Source organism: Aurantimicrobium photophilum (assembly GCF_003194085.1).
Lineage (GTDB): Bacteria > Actinomycetota > Actinomycetes > Actinomycetales > Microbacteriaceae > Aurantimicrobium > Aurantimicrobium photophilum.
The window spans coordinates 297,292-312,774 of record NZ_CP023994.1; the positions used below are offsets into that span (position 1 = coordinate 297,292).

Here is a 15,483-nt window from a genome sequence, read left to right on the forward strand (position 1 = left end):
TAGCCTTGAGCTATGAGCGTGTGGGATGAACTCGTTGGCCAGCAGGAGGCCATAGATGTCTTCCGTGCGGCATCCGAGTCCGAGCTAGCTTCAGCAACCTCTCACGATTCGGCCATGACGCATTCGTGGCTCGTGACGGGCCCTCCGGGTTCTGGCCGTTCCAACTTGGCCTATGCATTCGCCGCGTCGTTGCTGTGTCGAGATGGGGGCTGCGGAAAGTGTTCCGACTGCACGCAGGTTGCTGCCCGAACTCACCCCGACCTCGCCACGCTCACCACTGAGCGCGTGATCATTTCCATCGATGAAGTTCGTGCTCTTGTGCAGAGCTCACAATATTCCCCTGCGGTCTCGCGCTATCGCGTGATTGTGATCGAGGATGCTGACCGCATGGCTGAGCGCACCTCCAACGTGCTGTTGAAGGCATTGGAAGAACCTCCTGAGCGCACGGTGTGGATTCTGTGTGCACCGAGTGAAGCTGACTTGATTCCCACCATTCGCTCTCGCGTGCGTTCTGTGCGCTTGCGTGTGCCGAGCGTTCCTGACGTGGCCAAGCTCATCGTGGCCCGAGATGGCGTGGATGAGGTGACGGCAGAGCGTGCTGCTCGTCATGCCCAGTCTCACATCGGCATGGCTCACCGCCTGGCGACTAACCCTGAAGCTGCCGCGCGCCGTGAAGAAACAGTGCGCCTGGTGTTGAACATCATGACCGTGCGGGAGGCAGTTCTTGCCGCTGCCCGCATGATTGAGATTGCCACCGACGATGCCAAAGCCATCACGGAAGAGCGTGATGGTGTTGAGCTCGACCAGCTTCGCCGGTCCATGGGTATCGCCGAAGGCGATGCCATCCCCGCCAACCTGCGCAGCCAAGTCAAGGGTCTCGAGGAGCAGCAGAAGCGTCGTGCCACGCGAAGCCTGCGTGATGGTCTCGACCGCATCCTGGTTGATCTGCTTTCGGTCTATCGCGACGTGTTGCGCTTGCAGCTCGGCGTCAGTGACGAGCTCATCAACGTGGAGTTTGAGAATGAACTGCGAGCCGCCGCCGCTGCACGCACAAGCGAAGACACCCTCGCCACCATGGAAGCCATTGGCGAAGCTCGTGAACGCATTGATGCCAACGTTGCACCTGCCCTGGCAATGGAAGCACTGTTGATCCGCGCTTCGCGCTCTGAAGTTCCTGCATGAAAATGAAAGTTGCCCTGAAAGGGCTGATTCTCACTGTTGCTGCAGTGACTCTCACGGCCTGCTCGGGTGGAGTGGTTCCAGAACCCACCAAGACCCCAGGGGCCATTCCAGCCGAATACCAGCCCTACTATTCCCAAACTCTGGAGTGGACTGACTGTCACGATGGCATGCAGTGTGCAACGGCGGTAGCACCCCTGGATTGGAACGAGCCTGCGGGGGAGACTATTGAGCTTGCTCTTGTTCGTCACTCCGCGACGTCGTCCAAGAAGCTTGGGTCACTGTTTGTGAACCCAGGTGGTCCGGGTGCTTCGGGCGTGAGTTTCATTGCAGATTCTTTGGACTATGCCGTCAGCGGGGCTGTTCAGAAGAACTATGACGTCATCGGTTTTGATCCTCGAGGAGTGGGAGCCTCCACACCTGTGGTGTGTGTCGACTCTGCTGCTGAAATGGATGAGTTCCTCTTCGGCGCTACAGACACAGTTCGAGCCAGCCCAGAATGGTTCGCTGAACGAGAGAGGGCGAGCGCAGAGTTCGCTCAAGGTTGCCTTGAGCGAACTGGTGACCTCCTTGCTCATGTGGACACAGTCAGTGCTGCGCATGACTTGGACATGTTGCGTGCGACGGTTGGCGATCGTGAGCTCAACTACTTGGGCTACTCCTATGGCACCTTGTTGGGTGCGGTCTATGCCGAGAATTTCCCCGGGAACGTTGGTCGCTTGGTTCTTGATGGTGCACTTGATCCGGCATCGTCGAGTTTCGAGGTCAATCTCAATCAATCCATCGGGTTCGAAAAAGCATTACGCGCGTATCTGGCTGATTGCATTGAAACTGAGGGGTGCCCCTTCAGTGGCAGTGTTGATGAGGCAATGACTCAGGTGGGAGATCTCCTGGCGCAACTCGATGAATCTCCCCTATACGCAAGTGATGGCCGGGTTCTCGGTGCTGATGCCATGCTCACGGCGATCATTGCTCCTCTCTACAACCCTGATGCGTGGAGCTTTCTTACTGATGTGTTTTCTGCGGTTGCTGACGGTGATGCTCAGACTGCTTATTCCTCAGTGGATTGGTATTACAGCCGTGGTGATGACGGAGAGTATCTGGATAATTCCACGGAAGCTTTCCTTGCCATCAATTGCCTTGACTATCCCGTGACGAAAGACCCTGAACAGTGGGAAAAGGAAGCACAGGAGCTAGCGCGAAAGGCACCGGTTATCGGTCCCTATATGGCCTATGGCGATGAGCTCTGCTCTCAATGGGCCTACCCAGCGGTGATGACTCCACATAAAATTTCAGCCCAAGGCGCCGGTGACATCCTTGTCATTGGCACCACGGGTGATCCCGCAACTCCCTATCGTTGGGCGAAAGCTTTGGCTGCCCAGCTCGAGGGCGGTCATCTCATCAGTTACACCGGTGAAGGCCACACGGCCTATAACAAGTCCAACTCGTGTGTGAATGATGCCGTGGATGGATTCTTGTTAAGCGGCAAAGTGCCTGCAACAGATCCGAAGTGCTAGTTCTCTAACCGAGCAATGCGCTCATCCACTAGCGGGCTTGAACCAAAACACGCACGAAGTGATTGGGCGACGGTGTGCTTGGAGAATTGTTTCGCTGCGGCGTCATCTGCCAAAAGCTCGGTGGTAATCCTTGTGGCCTGAGCCATACGTTCACTGGCAGAGAATCCTGGGGCTACGGCCATCGCGAGAACCCCAGCAGCGCGGATGACCCCATGGTGCTGATCGAGGTGTGCTTGTTCGTGCGCAAGTGCAGCCTGCAGGAGTTCTGGGCTCAAGGTTGAAATCACCTGGGAGCTGACCATGATGCACTGAGAGCTGGGCACCGCCATCAAGATCGTTTCGCTGGATTCGAAGATCATCACGCGGTGACCGGATAGTTCCGTAATCTGCCCGCGTGGAATCAGCAGCGCGAATTGCTCGTTGAGAGTGCGTCGCGATGTTCTGAGTTCTCCCAGTGCTGCCCCGAAGCGAAAAATCAAGACACCCAATACAGCTAACGCTACCCAGCCAAAAACATTGATCAGGATGGGCACAATGATCCGCGCGGAGTAGCTTTCCTCGCCATGCTGAGCCAGTGCCAGAACAACGAGACCACCCAGTGCGGTGAGGAGTGAGAGTGCAGCGATGCCGAGTGAGAGGAACCAGGCATACAAAACAAAACCAGGCCGTTTACTCACAAGTTGCGGGTCGGCGAGTACTCGTGGAACGAACAAAGATATTGCGGCATAGACCGCAATAAGTATCACTATTGTTCGAAGTTCCATAGCGTGAAGCCAGCTGTTAGTTGCTGTTGTCGATGGCTTTACGCAGGAATGCGCGGTCTTCCTCAGACAGGGTCCCCGCGAAGTGAAGCAGGGCTGCGGCTTGATCGTCAGCACTATTGAGGGCCGACGTCATCGTGCTGGTGACGTGATCAATGCGGCTTTGGGCTGCCGCGAATGTTTGGCTGCGGCCACCGGTGGAATTCTTCACAACCTGGCCTTTGGCACACATCCGGTCGAGCACAGTGATGAGCGTTGTGATGGCGGGAATGTTTTCAGTGAACTTGGCCTGGACCTCTTTGGCGGTCATCGGCTCGTTTTCGTGCCAGAGGATGGTCATGATGTCTGCTTCGAGTTCACCTCGGTTGCGCTGGGGTGCCATGACTTCTCCTGAGTTGTTTTTTCTACGACTTGTAGAATAACATCAGTGTTCTACGTTACGTAGAATATACCTGAACAAAGGAATTGATGTGAAGAACTCAACTTCCGCAACCAAGCGCGGATTCTCTCTGGTAGCTGTGGTCATCGCTGCACTCGCACTCGTCGGCTGTGCACCAGCAACCCCTGAGCCCGTCACCCCCACCGCTTCCGATGTGTGGATTAAGGCTGTTCCTGAGCTCATGGACGGCATGGCGATGACTGGTGTCTTCATGACCCTCGAGAACCCTTCTGACGAAGATATTGAACTCGTCGGTGCAACCAACACCACTGAAGGACTTTCTGAGACCCCCCTGGAGATCCACGAAGTGGTCAAGGGTGATGACGGCGAAATGAAGATGCAAATGGTTGAAGGCGGCATTGTTATCCCCGCCAAGGGATCCGTCACCCTCAAGCCCGGTGGATACCACGTGATGTATTGGAATCTTCTCAAGCCCATCCCCGTTGGTAGCCACGTCACCTTGACCCTCGAATTCTCCAACGGAACTACTCGTGATGTTGACGCCGTAGCCCGCGACATCTCCACCTACGCAGGCTAGGAAAACACAATGACTCACATGCCAGTGGAAGACAGCGAAACTCAGGGAGTATCCCGCAGAGGGTTCCTGGCTTCCGCTGGCGTTGTCTCAAGTTATGTGGCTGCTGGAGTGGCCGGATTTGCTGGCGGTGCCCTGACGCTCAATGCAGCACAAGCATCCACTCCCGAGAAAGAAGCGCAGCTTCGAGCTCAGCAGCAGTCAGCAACGATTCCCTTCTATGGCGAATACCAAGCCGGGATTATGACCCCGCTGCAGGCCTATGGAACTTATGCCGCCTTCACCCTGAAGCCCGGAATTACCGTCGATCAGGCTCGGTCCATGATGCAACTCCTCACGGACGATGCCGCACGGTTAGCCAAGGGAAAGCCCACCCTCCCCGATGGCGAGCCCTATCTCGCCACAGAGCCTGCTCGCCTCACATCAACGTTTGGTTTTGGTCCAGGCTTCTTCAGCAAGCTGGGACTGCAGGGAGCAATGCCTTCTGGTTTTGGTGAACTTCCTGCCTTCTCCATCGACCAACTGCAGCCTGAGTTCAGTGGTGGTGATCTTGTCATTCACGTGGGCGCAGATAACCCCTTGACGGTTGCCCACGCTGCTCGCCAACTCAGCCGGACAGCCCACACCTTTGCTGAGCCGCTGTGGTCTCAAACCGGATTCAACCGTCCGCAATACGGTGTTCCCTCGGATCAAACTGGGCGTAACCTCTTTGGCCAAGTAGATGGAACAATCAACCCTCGCACTACTCAAGAATTTGATGCCCAGGTGTGGGCAACCTCTGGGCCTCAATGGTTCCGTGATGGCACATGCCTGGTTGTCCGCCGCATTCAGATGGACTTTGAGGGCTGGGACAAACTTGATGACACCAAGAAGGAAACGGCCATGGGTCGCAACCTGCACAACGGTGCACCGCTGACGGGCACGAAAGAGTTTGACGCGCCTGACCTTGCCGCTAAGCACGACAATGGCATGCCTGTTATTGCTTCTTTTGCACATGTTCGTCGGGCGAGGACAAACAACGCCGAAGAAAAGTTCCTTCGCCGCCCGTTGAACTATGAAGATGGTCTGTTGCCTTCGGGGCAGCCCAATGCGGGTCTCATCTTTGCCGCATACATGGCCAATGTTCAGAAACAATTCGTTCCCGTACAGCAACGTTTGGCAGACTTAGACCTCATGAACACGTGGACGACCCCAATTGGGTCGGCAGTGTTTGCACTTCCTCCTGGCAGTCAGCCAGGAGGCTATATCGGAGAAGGGCTCCTCGGATGATCCGTCGTATTGCTTCCATCATTGCCACCGCACTGATGGCGCTCTTTGTCGTTATGGGAACCACCTCGGTGGCCCACGCTCACTCTGACACTTTCCAGTCGGTGCCAGCTAATGAATCCGTCGTCTCGACCCCCGTAGTTGAACTGCAGTTCACCTTCGTTGAAGCTGTGGCGCAAGAGTTTGCACCCGAAGTTTCCCTCGTCAACGCTGAGGGTGCTGCTGCAGAGCTGGGCACCCCCACCTTTGACGTCACGGGTGCAACGATGACGGTTCCCATCGTGACCGGCGCTCTGCCCAATGGCGTGTACACCGCGAGCTACCGCATCGTCTCTCAAGACGGACACCCTGCCTCAGGTTCTTTCTCCTTCACTGTCGAGGGCTCTGACGCTGACCCACTGGGTGAAGCTGTTCCTGTTGAGGAAGAAGCTGTTGTCACTGAAGCAGATGAAGAGCTCATGGTTACCTCGTCGGGAACAGACGCAGGTAATGGTCAGCTTCAGTTGGCATTGGGTCTTGGTGCTGCTGGTGCCGTTGCGCTGGCCGCCGTGATTGTGATTGTGGCACTGCGCCGTCGTCGCAATTCCTCTGCAAAGTAGTTTTCTCCAGTTTCAACTGGAGAAATCAAGCTACTAAGCTTGAAAACTGTTCCGCTTCGTGCGGTTCGCGCCGCCTTAGCTCAGTTGGTAGAGCGATTCCCTCGTAAAGAATAGGTCAGGGGTTCAATTCCCCTAGGCGGCCCCATTGTGATGAGTCGGGACCTTGTTGACAGATGAGTCCCGACCTTGTTGACAAAATTATGAAAGTCCAGGCCATCGGCCTGGACTTTTTAGTTGGTCTCGCCAGTAGTTTCTTTCTGGTTCTATGTGATGTTGACTGAGGACTTCTCCACTGTGTTGCAGTGTCACGATGACGGTTGTTTGGTCGATCAACATAAGAACTTCTTCTCCGGCATGTGCTGCGCCGACGCTCATGTGGTGAAGTTTTCCTGCGCGTCTGAGGGTGAGTTTTCCTCCTTTGTCGACTTTGTCATAGCGGGTGCGCCAGTCGTGTGAAACGGATTCTTTGACGGGGTGTGCTTTCACTCCAGCTTGATAAACCTCTTCGGGTGTTCTTTTGCCCAATGCGCGGTGTGGTCTGTGGTGGTTGTAGATTGCTTGGAACTCATCGAGTTGTTGTTGGAGTTCTGCGAGAGTGTGTGCTGGTTCTCTGCTGCGCAGTCGTTTTTTCAGTGTTTGGTGGAAGCGTTCGATTTTGCCTTGGGTTTGAGGATGGTAGGGCTTGCCGTTCTTTTGAACGATTCCAAGCTCTGCCAAGAAGTATTCAAACGCGTTTTTGCCTTTGGTGAAGCGAGCAGTGTAAACAACCCCGTTGTCGGTGAGTGTGGACTGGGGAGGCCCGTATTTGTTGATGTTTGCCGTGAATGTTTCAACAACTATGGGGCCGGTGATGCGGTCATAGGCCGTGATGGAAAGTAGCTTTCTGGAATGGTCATCGAGCCAGTTAATGATTTCAATATCGCGCCCGTCAGCTAATGACCAGTGGGTGAAATCCGACTGCCAGGTTTCGTTGGGTTGGTCTGCTTCGAAACTGAGGAAAGAAGATTTAGGTCTTTTCTTCGGCTCCGGGGTGATGAGTCCTGCCTGGTGGAGAACACGTCTGATTGTGGATGTGGACGGCGCGGTGAAGCCTTCAGTAGTGAGGAACGGTTGAATGCTTTCAGGTCCATGATCGAGTCCTTCTGCATCGAGATGGATGCGCAATTGAATAATGCGCAAACGCAGTTCATCGCTGAGGGCATGTGGTGAGGACTTCGGCCTGGACGATTGAGGTTCGACAGCGTCAAGGCCACCTTCTTGATAACGCTTGAGGAGGGTGTAGATATGGGCTCTGGAGAAGCCATGAGTTCTGGCTGCTTCAGTGACTGTTAGGCCTTGGTGGACGATAGAGAGGACGACGACGCGTTGTTTCGACATTGCTCCAGAGTGTCAACAAGGACGCGACTCATCTAGTGTTAATAAGGACGCGACTCATGTGTCAACAAGGTCGTGAACCTAGACACCCTAGGCGGCCCCATAGCTCGTTCTTTCTGTTGCGTCACACGTATTTGTTAGGGGAAACACATGAAGGACTGGACTCCGAAACTCTGGCTGCGCATCTTGCTGCCCACAGTTCTTGTAGTTGTCTGGTTTGCGATTGCTGGTCTCGGCGGTCCAACCTTCGGCAAGATCTCTGAGGTTTCCACCAACGATCAGGCCGGCTTCCTTCCCGCCAGTGCTCAAAGCACCGAGGTCAACGAGTGGCAGACGAAGTTCAACGACTCGGAGAACATCCCTGCCATTGTTGTCTTCCAGAAGGATTCTGGAGACGTCACAGACGCGGACAAGGTCAAGTTTGATGAACTGACCACCACGCTCGAAGAGGCAGAGGGTGTTGCACCCACTGTTGAGGGACAGGTTCCTTCTGTGCTGGGCCCCACCTACTCTGAAGACGGCCAAGCCGTTGAGTACTTGGTGTTCTACTCCGCAAGTGGTGAAGAACTCCTCAGTAGCATCGAGGGTCTGCGTGCAGAACTCGCTGATGTGACTCCAGCTGGCTTCACTGCGTATGTGACCGGTCCTGGTGGTCTGCTCGCTGACTTCGTCAGTGGCTTCGCCGGCATTGACGGCATTCTGCTGATCGTGGCCCTGCTGGCTGTGTTCATCATTCTGCTGGTTGTCTACCGCGCACTGCTGTTGCCTGTCTTGGTGTTGCTGACGTCAGTGTTCGCCCTGTCTGGTTCCATCCTCGGTATCTACTACCTTGCCCTCAATGACCTGATCAAGGTTTCTGGTCAAAGTCAGGGAATCCTTTCGATTCTGGTTATTGGTGCTGCCACCGACTACGCCCTGCTGTTTGTCGCCCGATATCGCGAGGCCCTGTTCGAAGTTCAGAACAAGTGGTCGGCATTGGGTCGCGCATTCAAGGGTGCTTTTGAGCCCATCTTCGCCTCTGCGGCCACAGTGATTGCGGCGCTGCTGTGTCTGCTGTTCTCTGACCTCAACTCCAACAAGGCACTCGGTCCCATCGCCGCGTTCGGTATTGGTTTTGCGTTCCTGGCAGCCATTAGCTTCCTGCCAGCTTTGCTGGCCATCTTCGGCCGTGCTGCGTTCTGGCCTTTCATGCCCAAGCCAGGCAAGAAGAAGGTGGCTCCGGTTGAGCCCAACACTCTTCCTGGTCTCGAAGGTGTTCGTGGTCTCTGGAAGGGCGTGGGTAACCTCGTAGGCAAGAAGCCTCGTGCCACCTGGATTATTACTCTGGTTGTGCTTCTTGCCGCCGTTGCTGGTCTGCCCGGGCTCAAGGCCAGTGGTATTCCACAAACTGACTTCCTCCTGGGCGACAACATCGAGTCCGTTGATGGTCAGGAAGTCCTCGCTCAGCACTTCGATGCGGGTGACGGTTCGCCTGTGATCATCATCGCGGACGAGTCCAAGATGGACGCCGTGATGTCTGCTGCGGAAGCAACCGAGGGTATTTCCAAGGTCAGTGTTCAGGCAGATGCGGAAGCCATGTCTGCTGCCTACAAAAAGGCAGCTGAAGACGCTGCAGCTGCTGCCGCAGCTGCCTATGCCAGCGGCCCACCTGCTGCCGGTGCCCCTTCGGCGTTTGTGATGCCTGAGATTGAAACCATTCCTCAGGTTGTTGATGGCAAGGTTCTCATCAATGCGAACTTGACCTACCAGGCTGACTCCAAGGACGCCGAGAACGTCGTTGAGCAGATGCGAACCGACTTGGTTTCTGTGGATCCTTCGGTTCTGGTCGGTGGAGAGACCGCTATTGCTCTTGACACCAACAAGACAGCTGAAGCAGACCTCGCCAAGATCATCCCGATCGTGCTGGTTGTGATCTTCGTCATCCTGATGTTGCTGCTTCGTTCGATTGTGGCTCCGCTGTTGCTGATCTTCACCGTTGTGGTGAGCTTTGCGGCAACCATGGGTCTCTCGGCGATCTTCTTCAACAACGTGTTTGGTTTCCCCGGTGCTGATGCGAGCGTTCCACTGTTTGGATTCGTCTTCCTGGTAGCCCTGGGTATTGACTACAACATCTTCTTGATGACGCGTGTGCGCGAAGAAAGTCTCAAGATTGGCACTCGTCCCGGTATTTTGAAGGGCCTCACCGTCACCGGTGGTGTCATTACCTCCGCGGGTATTGTGTTGGCAGCAACCTTTGCTGCATTGGGTGTTATCCCACTGCTGTTCTTGGTCCAGCTGGCCTTTATCGTCTCGGTGGGTGTCATCATTGACACCGTGCTGGTGCGCACCTTGCTGGTTCCTGCGATGGCCTATGACATCGGGCCCAAGATTTGGTGGCCCAGCAAACTCGGTCGCGCAAGCAAGTAAAACCATCCTCAGCCCCCTAGAGATAGGGGGCTGAGTTCTTGTAATATCGTTTGAGTACGAACGACCTCTTTATTCCGCACCGATTTTGGGATTAGAATGAGGAATCCGTAGAAAAGGTGAAGAATGTCAACGATTTCCGAATCAGAACTGCTTGCAAAGGTCCCATCTCAGCTGTATATCAACGGCCAGTGGGTAGATGCCGCTGGTGGCAAGACAGTAGATGTGCACGACCCCGCAACGGGTCTGGTCATCAAGAGCATCGCTGACGCTTCCCCTGCAGACGGTATGAAGGCCCTGGACGCCGCTGTGGCGGCGCAGGACGCCTGGGCAGCCACTGCTCCACGTGTCCGTGGCGAGATCCTGCGCAAGGCGTTTGACCGCGTTCAGGAGCTCAAGGATGAGTTTGCACTGCTGATGACCCTCGAGATGGGTAAGCCCCTCTCCGAGGCTATTGGTGAGGTCAACTACGGTTCCGAGTTCCTGCGCTGGTTCAGTGAAGAAGCCGTACGCATTACCGGTCGCTACGGCACCAACCCAGAAGGAACCGGTCGCACCATTGTGACCCAGATGCCTGTCGGTCCCTGCTACCTGATCACCCCCTGGAACTTCCCGCTGGCCATGGCCACTCGCAAGATTGCCCCTGCATTGGCTGCCGGCTGCACCGTCGTGGTCAAGCCTGCAACCCTGACTCCACTCACCACCCTCTACTTCGTCAAGATTCTGGAAGAGTGCGGAGTCCCAGCTGGTGTCGTGAACGTGTTCACCACCTCCACTACCGCTGAGGTTTCTGACCCCATCGTCACCGACAAGCGTCTGCGCAAGCTCTCCTTCACCGGTTCCACCGGTGTTGGTCAGTCGCTGATGAAGCTTGCCACCGAAAACATGCTCCGCACCTCGATGGAGCTCGGTGGAAACGCACCATTCCTCGTTTTCGAAGATGCAGATCTCGACAAGGCTGTTGACGGCGTGATGATCGCGAAGTTCCGCAACATCGGTCAGGCCTGCACTGCTGCTAACCGCGTGATTGTGCACGAAAGCGTTGCCGACGCTTTCGCTCAGAAAGTCACCGAGCGCGTGAAGGCAATGAAGATTGGCCGTGGAACCGAAGACGGCGTCAGCATTGGCCCCCTCATCGACAGCAAGGCAGTTGCCAAGGCTGACCAGCTGGTTCAGGATGCCGTTTCGAAGGGCGCTTCCGTTCTCACTGGTGGAAAGGCAATTGACGGTGCTGGCACCTTCTATGAGCCCACCGTTCTCACCGGAGTCACCGCAGCTGCAGACATCATGACCGAAGAGATCTTTGGCCCTGTGCTTTCCATCACCACGTTCTCAACCGAAGAAGAAGGCATCGCCATTGCCAATGACACCGAATACGGTCTTATTGGCTATGTCTACACCGAAGACTTCAAGCGTGGTCAGCGTCTGATTGAGAAGCTGCAGACCGGCATGATGGGTCTCAACGCTGGCGTCATCTCGAACGCATCTGCCCCATTCGGTGGCGTGAAGATGTCAGGTCTCGGTCGTGAAGGTGGTTTCGAAGGAATCAATGAGTACCTCTCCACGAAGTACACCATGACGCCGAACCCATTCGCATAACCCCTTCGCCTCAACAACAAATGAAGAAGGCCCCTCCGATGTGAACTGAACCCCTTAAGTGGGAGTTCTAATTGGGAGTCGTTTCTAAGTTTGCAAGGGACTGTGTCCGGTAGTCAACCGGGCTCAGTCCCTTTAACTTTTCTTGGATGCGTTCGTGGTTGAACCAGTGAATGTATTTCTCTAGTTCTCGCTTGAACTGGGGCATGCTGGTGAAGGTGTGTTGACGTAGGAATTCTTCTTTGAAGTGTCCAAAGAAGTTCTCTGCAACTGCGTTGTCGAGACAGTTGCCTTTGCGTGACATTGATTGGGTAATCCCTCGTTGTTTCAACGCGAGTTGATAGCCAGCATGACGGTAATGCCATCCCTGATCTGAATGCATCACCAACCCAGTGCCTGGCTTGAGCTGCGTGAAGGCTTTCTCCAACATTCCTGTGACTAAACCCATCACCGGTGATGGTGCTAGTTCATAGGAGATCACTTCACGGTTGAATAAATCAATCACCGGTGAGAGATATTGCTTCTGCCCCAGGACATAAAACTCAGTAACGTCCGTGACCCATTTCTTCGACGGCTGCGTGGCGTCAAAGTTTCTCGCCAACACGTTTGGCGCTGCCTTGCCAATCTCGCCCCGGTAGGACTTGTATCTCTTCCGTCGTCGAACTTGGCATGTGCGGCCTTCTTGACGCATCAACTTCAACACCGTCTTCCCACTGAGCCGGAGACCATGCTTGGTGGCAAGAACGGCGCGAATGCGCCGATAACCATAAGAACGATAAGAACCATCAAAGACCTCACGAAGTAGCGGTCGAAGCTGCTCATAACGGTCGTGTGGAGTTTTGGAGCGGTGGCGATAGTAGGTGGAGACAGATAACCCCACCGCCTTCAAAACAGCCCGTGTGGGGTATTTGTGCTCCAGCTCAGTGACGATCAAAGACCGGAAAGCCGTCGATCTTCCTCCTGGGCTAGAGCTACCCATTTTTTTAGAATCTCGTTCTCCATTCGAAGAAACGCAAGTTCTTCTTCAGGCGTCATCGGCCCATCACCACGAGCTTTGCGTCCCGCAGTTTTCGACAAACCCTCAGGTCCCTCGTTGCGATAAAGAACAACCCATTTATCGAACACGGCGCGAGTTGAGATATCGAACTCGACAAGAACATCCTGCTTCGGCGTTCCAGAGAGGAACTTCTCAACAGCTGCAATTTTCAACTGAGGCGAATACTTTTTATTGCCCATAACAGCTGAGTCTAAAAGACGACCCTGCATATATTGGTCGTGCCAATTACGCACAGATTCCCGCTTGAGACCGAGTTGTGTAGCAATGGCATGAAAACCAAAACCCGCATCAAAAAGTCTTGCGACTTCGATGCGGGTTTCGAGTGAATGTTTGACCCTGAGATCCATGAACTTTCTTCCCTTTCAAGTAGAGACTCTTAATTACGAGTCCCACTTTTGGGGTTCAGTTCAGATGGAGGGGCCTTCTTCATTGACTGCGATGCTCTAAACCAGAAGTTGGTGCTTAGCCAGTTCCTTATAGAGCGGGGTGGTCTTGACCAGGTCGGAGTGCGTTCCGGTTCCCACCACTGCGCCGTTCTCCAACACGATGATTTGATCGCTATCGACCACGGTGGAGAGTCGGTGAGCAATAATGATGAGCGTTCGGTCCTGGGCAACACGATCAATGGCTTCACGCATGAGTTGCTCGTTGGCGCCATCCAGGCTTGAGGTGGACTCATCGAGCAGCAGCACCGGAGGTGCTGCCAGCAGTGCACGCGCGATTGCCAGACGTTGACGTTCACCACCGGAGAGCATGACGCCCTCTTCGCCGACGGGAGCATCCAAGCCCAGTCCACTGCGCTCCAGCACGGTGGAGAGGTTCACATCTGCCAGCACGGCAATGCACTGCTCATCGGTGGCATCGGGGGAGCCCAGCAAGAGGTTGTCACGCAACGACCCTGCAAGTACAGGAGCATCCTGTTCCACATAGCCAATCTGGGCACGCAGGTCTTCACGAGGCAGTGCCTTGATGTCCACGCCACCGAGACGGATCTCACCGGAGCCTGGGTCATAGAAACGTTCAATGAGCCCCAAAATGGTGGATTTACCTGCGCCCGAAGGTCCAACAAGTGCTGCACGGGTTCCGTGAGCTACGGAGAAGGAAACACCCTTGAGGATTTCAGGGGCGTCAATCTCGGGCTTTGCTTCTTCAGCGAGAGCTTCACCAGCCGCACCGCCTGCCTTGATGCGAGCTTTCTCGGCTCGAGACATCCTGGCGGTGGGGTCTGTTGTGCTCTCATCCTCTTCCACGGGAAGAACCAGTTTCGGATAAGAGAACCTAACGTCAAGGAACTCGACGGCCACGGGGGAGTTCTTCACGGCGCCACGAGCACCACCATCAACCACGGCCAGGGGAGCCAGGTCGCGGTCGAATTCACCTTCACTGGGCAGAGCAATGATTTCTTGAATGCGTCCCAGTGCACCCAGAGCAGAATTCACCGAAGTAATCGCACCGAAGGCTTGACCCAACGGCATGATCATCATGAACAAGAACAGGATGAAGGTCACCAGGTTGGCCACGGTAATGGCACCGGAAGCAACGCGGTAACCACCGACACCGAGCACGGTGAGGAAGGCTACCTGCATGGCAATACCGGCAACAGGAACAACGAGTGCCGAGATCTTGGCAACCTTGATGCCCATGCGCCAGGCGCCTTCGGCCTCTTCTTCCACGACCTTAATTTCACGGTCAGTGGCATTTGCTGCGCGCACAGTGCGGACGGCTGAAATAGCGCGCTCCACCGATGCAGCAAGTTCACCCACCTTGGCCTGAGCCTTGCGGCTGGCCACGCGAATGCGCCTGGAGAGCAGCGTCACGATGGTGATGGCGCTGAACACAACCAGGACAGTGAGCCCGAGCAAAACAGGGTCAATAATCGCCATGGCAATGATGGCTCCGACAAAGGTGAGTGAGCCACCAATTGCCTCCACCAATCCCTGGGTCAACACAGCACGCAGCAAGGTGGTGTCTGAGCCCACGCGAGAGACCAGGTCACCGGTGCGACGAGTGTCGAATTCACTGATCGGCAGGCGCAGAATGCGTCCGACCAGGCGACGCCGGGATGAGAGCACAACACCTTCACCGGTGCGCTGGAGCAAGTAGTGCTGGAAACCATTGATGAGCGCGGTAGCAACCACCAACCCAATCAGCAACCAGACCAAGTTGCCCATGAGTTCTCCCGCGCTGACGCGGTTAATCACCTGCCCGACAAGAAGCGGCTGTGCCAGGGACGCGGCAGCACCAATCACGCTGAGCACAATGACGAAGGAGAGAACCTTCTTGTGTTCAAGCAAATAGGGCATGAGCTGCCCGAAACTAGCTTTGGGCGCAGTGGAAGAATTTTCCGGGGTCGGTGAACGACGACCCATGCGGGGTGAACTCATGAGGTCCTAGTTACCAGGCGACAGCGAGAACAACGTTGAGCAGAGTCAGGCCACCGATGGTCCAGAGAACCCAGGAGGGTGCAACCTCACGCTTGCGGAAGACGATCGCTAGAACCGTGATCACGATGAGCACTGAAAGCTTCACGGCAATCTTGGTGTTGTTGACTTCTTCATCCTCAACGAGACCTGCTGAGTAGATGCCGGTTAGGGCCAAGCCGGTGACGAGCTGAGTGTAAGCACCGTCGAGCATGCCGCGAACAACGCGACCCTTGCCCTTGATGATGTCTTTAATCTGGAGCAGGAAAGCACCCAGAAGGTAGGACAGACCAACGAAGTGCAGGATGACGAGGATTGTGACTAAAAGTTCCATAGC

Annotated in this window: 14 protein-coding genes and 1 tRNA gene; 8 read left to right on the forward strand and 7 right to left on the reverse strand. The window is 55.2% G+C overall.

The annotated features are described in order from the left end of the window. Positions 1–12: 12 nt before the first annotated feature. Together AURMO_RS01575 and AURMO_RS01580 are read left to right on the forward strand one after the other, a co-directional pair. On the forward strand, positions 13–1,182 hold the full coding sequence (locus tag AURMO_RS01575) for a DNA polymerase III subunit delta' (protein ID WP_110232838.1): 1,170 nt from the start codon (positions 13–15) through the stop codon (positions 1,180–1,182). After that, positions 1,179–2,696 (forward strand): alpha/beta hydrolase, encoded by a 1,518-nt coding sequence (locus AURMO_RS01580; RefSeq protein WP_110232839.1) that lies wholly within the window; start codon positions 1,179–1,181, stop codon positions 2,694–2,696. The genes AURMO_RS01575 and AURMO_RS01580 overlap by 4 nt, the downstream gene beginning before the upstream one ends. Here the strand turns inward: AURMO_RS01580 and AURMO_RS01585 are convergent. Next, positions 2,693–3,460, reverse strand: coding sequence for a M48 family metalloprotease (locus AURMO_RS01585; protein ID WP_162532640.1), 768 nt, complete (start codon positions 3,458–3,460; stop codon positions 2,693–2,695). The two genes, AURMO_RS01580 and AURMO_RS01585, sit on opposite strands and share 4 nt — an antisense overlap. Positions 3,461–3,476: 16 nt before the next feature. Then, positions 3,477–3,839, reverse strand: a complete 363-nt coding sequence (locus tag AURMO_RS01590; protein ID WP_110232841.1) for a BlaI/MecI/CopY family transcriptional regulator — start codon at positions 3,837–3,839, stop codon at positions 3,477–3,479. 88 nt (positions 3,840–3,927) lie between these two features. On the opposite strand from AURMO_RS01590, the gene AURMO_RS01595 reads away from it, so the two are divergent. From AURMO_RS01595 to AURMO_RS01610, 4 genes are all read left to right on the forward strand, one after another. Then, a complete protein-coding gene (locus AURMO_RS01595; protein ID WP_110232842.1) occupies positions 3,928–4,434 on the forward strand; it encodes a copper chaperone PCu(A)C in 507 nt (168 codons plus the stop codon). Positions 4,435–4,443: 9 nt separating this feature from the next. After that, on the forward strand, positions 4,444–5,700 hold the full coding sequence (locus AURMO_RS01600) for a Dyp-type peroxidase (protein ID WP_110232843.1): 1,257 nt from the start codon (positions 4,444–4,446) through the stop codon (positions 5,698–5,700). Next, positions 5,697–6,296, forward strand: coding sequence for a copper resistance CopC family protein (locus tag AURMO_RS01605; protein ID WP_110232844.1), 600 nt, complete (start codon positions 5,697–5,699; stop codon positions 6,294–6,296). The genes AURMO_RS01600 and AURMO_RS01605 overlap by 4 nt, the downstream gene beginning before the upstream one ends. A gap of 69 nt (positions 6,297–6,365) precedes the next feature. After that, a tRNA-Thr gene (locus AURMO_RS01610) sits at positions 6,366–6,441 on the forward strand. A 53-nt stretch (positions 6,442–6,494) separates the two neighbouring features. Here the strand turns inward: AURMO_RS01610 and AURMO_RS01615 are convergent. Next, complete coding sequence (locus AURMO_RS01615; protein WP_110232845.1) at positions 6,495–7,673, reverse strand: IS481 family transposase; 1,179 nt, start codon at positions 7,671–7,673, stop codon at positions 6,495–6,497. A gap of 147 nt (positions 7,674–7,820) precedes the next feature. On the opposite strand from AURMO_RS01615, the gene AURMO_RS01620 reads away from it, so the two are divergent. Continuing rightward, the gene (locus tag AURMO_RS01620) at positions 7,821–10,076 is read left to right on the forward strand and encodes an MMPL family transporter (RefSeq protein ID WP_110232846.1); all 2,256 of its coding nucleotides are present in this window, start codon (positions 7,821–7,823) and stop codon (positions 10,074–10,076) included. Positions 10,077–10,199: 123 nt separating this feature from the next. Continuing rightward, positions 10,200–11,672 carry an NAD-dependent succinate-semialdehyde dehydrogenase gene (locus AURMO_RS01625; RefSeq protein ID WP_110232847.1) on the forward strand — a complete coding sequence of 491 codons (1,473 nt, stop codon included), beginning with the start codon at positions 10,200–10,202 and terminating at the stop codon, positions 11,670–11,672. A 67-nt stretch (positions 11,673–11,739) separates the two neighbouring features. On the opposite strand, the gene AURMO_RS01630 is transcribed toward AURMO_RS01625, so the two are convergent. The 4 genes from AURMO_RS01630 to AURMO_RS01645 form a co-directional block, all read right to left on the reverse strand. Further along, a complete protein-coding gene (locus AURMO_RS01630) occupies positions 11,740–12,648 on the reverse strand; it encodes an IS3 family transposase (protein ID WP_110232848.1) in 909 nt (302 codons plus the stop codon). Continuing rightward, entirely contained in the window at positions 12,600–13,073 is a 474-nt protein-coding gene (locus AURMO_RS01635) for a helix-turn-helix domain-containing protein (protein ID WP_110232849.1), read from the reverse strand. Before AURMO_RS01635 ends, AURMO_RS01630 begins: the two co-directional genes overlap by 49 nt. A 96-nt stretch (positions 13,074–13,169) precedes the next feature. After that, positions 13,170–15,110, reverse strand: coding sequence for an ABC transporter ATP-binding protein (locus AURMO_RS01640; protein ID WP_110232850.1), 1,941 nt, complete (start codon positions 15,108–15,110; stop codon positions 13,170–13,172). A gap of 10 nt (positions 15,111–15,120) precedes the next feature. Next, entirely contained in the window at positions 15,121–15,480 is a 360-nt protein-coding gene (locus AURMO_RS01645; protein ID WP_110232851.1) for a hypothetical protein, read from the reverse strand. Positions 15,481–15,483: the final 3 nt, after the last annotated feature.

Bases quoted from the DNA above. Each gene is read 5' to 3' on its own strand.
- AURMO_RS01585 (WP_162532640.1), bottom strand. From the start codon at position 3,460: ATGGAACTTCGAACAATAGTGATACTTATTGCGGTCTATGCCGCAATA.
- AURMO_RS01625 (WP_110232847.1), top strand. From the start codon at position 10,200: ATGTCAACGATTTCCGAATCAGAACTGCTTGCAAAGGTCCCATCTCAG.
- AURMO_RS01580 (WP_110232839.1), top strand. From the start codon at position 1,179: ATGAAAATGAAAGTTGCCCTGAAAGGGCTGATTCTCACTGTTGCTGCA.
- AURMO_RS01605 (WP_110232844.1), top strand. From the start codon at position 5,697: ATGATCCGTCGTATTGCTTCCATCATTGCCACCGCACTGATGGCGCTC.
- AURMO_RS01575 (WP_110232838.1), top strand. From the start codon at position 13: ATGAGCGTGTGGGATGAACTCGTTGGCCAGCAGGAGGCCATAGATGTC.
- AURMO_RS01600 (WP_110232843.1), top strand. From the start codon at position 4,444: ATGACTCACATGCCAGTGGAAGACAGCGAAACTCAGGGAGTATCCCGC.
- AURMO_RS01630 (WP_110232848.1), bottom strand. From the start codon at position 12,648: ATGGGTAGCTCTAGCCCAGGAGGAAGATCGACGGCTTTCCGGTCTTTG.
- AURMO_RS01590 (WP_110232841.1), bottom strand. From the start codon at position 3,839: ATGGCACCCCAGCGCAACCGAGGTGAACTCGAAGCAGACATCATGACC.
- AURMO_RS01645 (WP_110232851.1), bottom strand. From the start codon at position 15,480: ATGGAACTTTTAGTCACAATCCTCGTCATCCTGCACTTCGTTGGTCTG.
- AURMO_RS01615 (WP_110232845.1), bottom strand. From the start codon at position 7,673: ATGTCGAAACAACGCGTCGTCGTCCTCTCTATCGTCCACCAAGGCCTA.
- AURMO_RS01635 (WP_110232849.1), bottom strand. From the start codon at position 13,073: ATGGATCTCAGGGTCAAACATTCACTCGAAACCCGCATCGAAGTCGCA.
- AURMO_RS01620 (WP_110232846.1), top strand. From the start codon at position 7,821: ATGAAGGACTGGACTCCGAAACTCTGGCTGCGCATCTTGCTGCCCACA.
- AURMO_RS01640 (WP_110232850.1), bottom strand. From the start codon at position 15,110: ATGAGTTCACCCCGCATGGGTCGTCGTTCACCGACCCCGGAAAATTCT.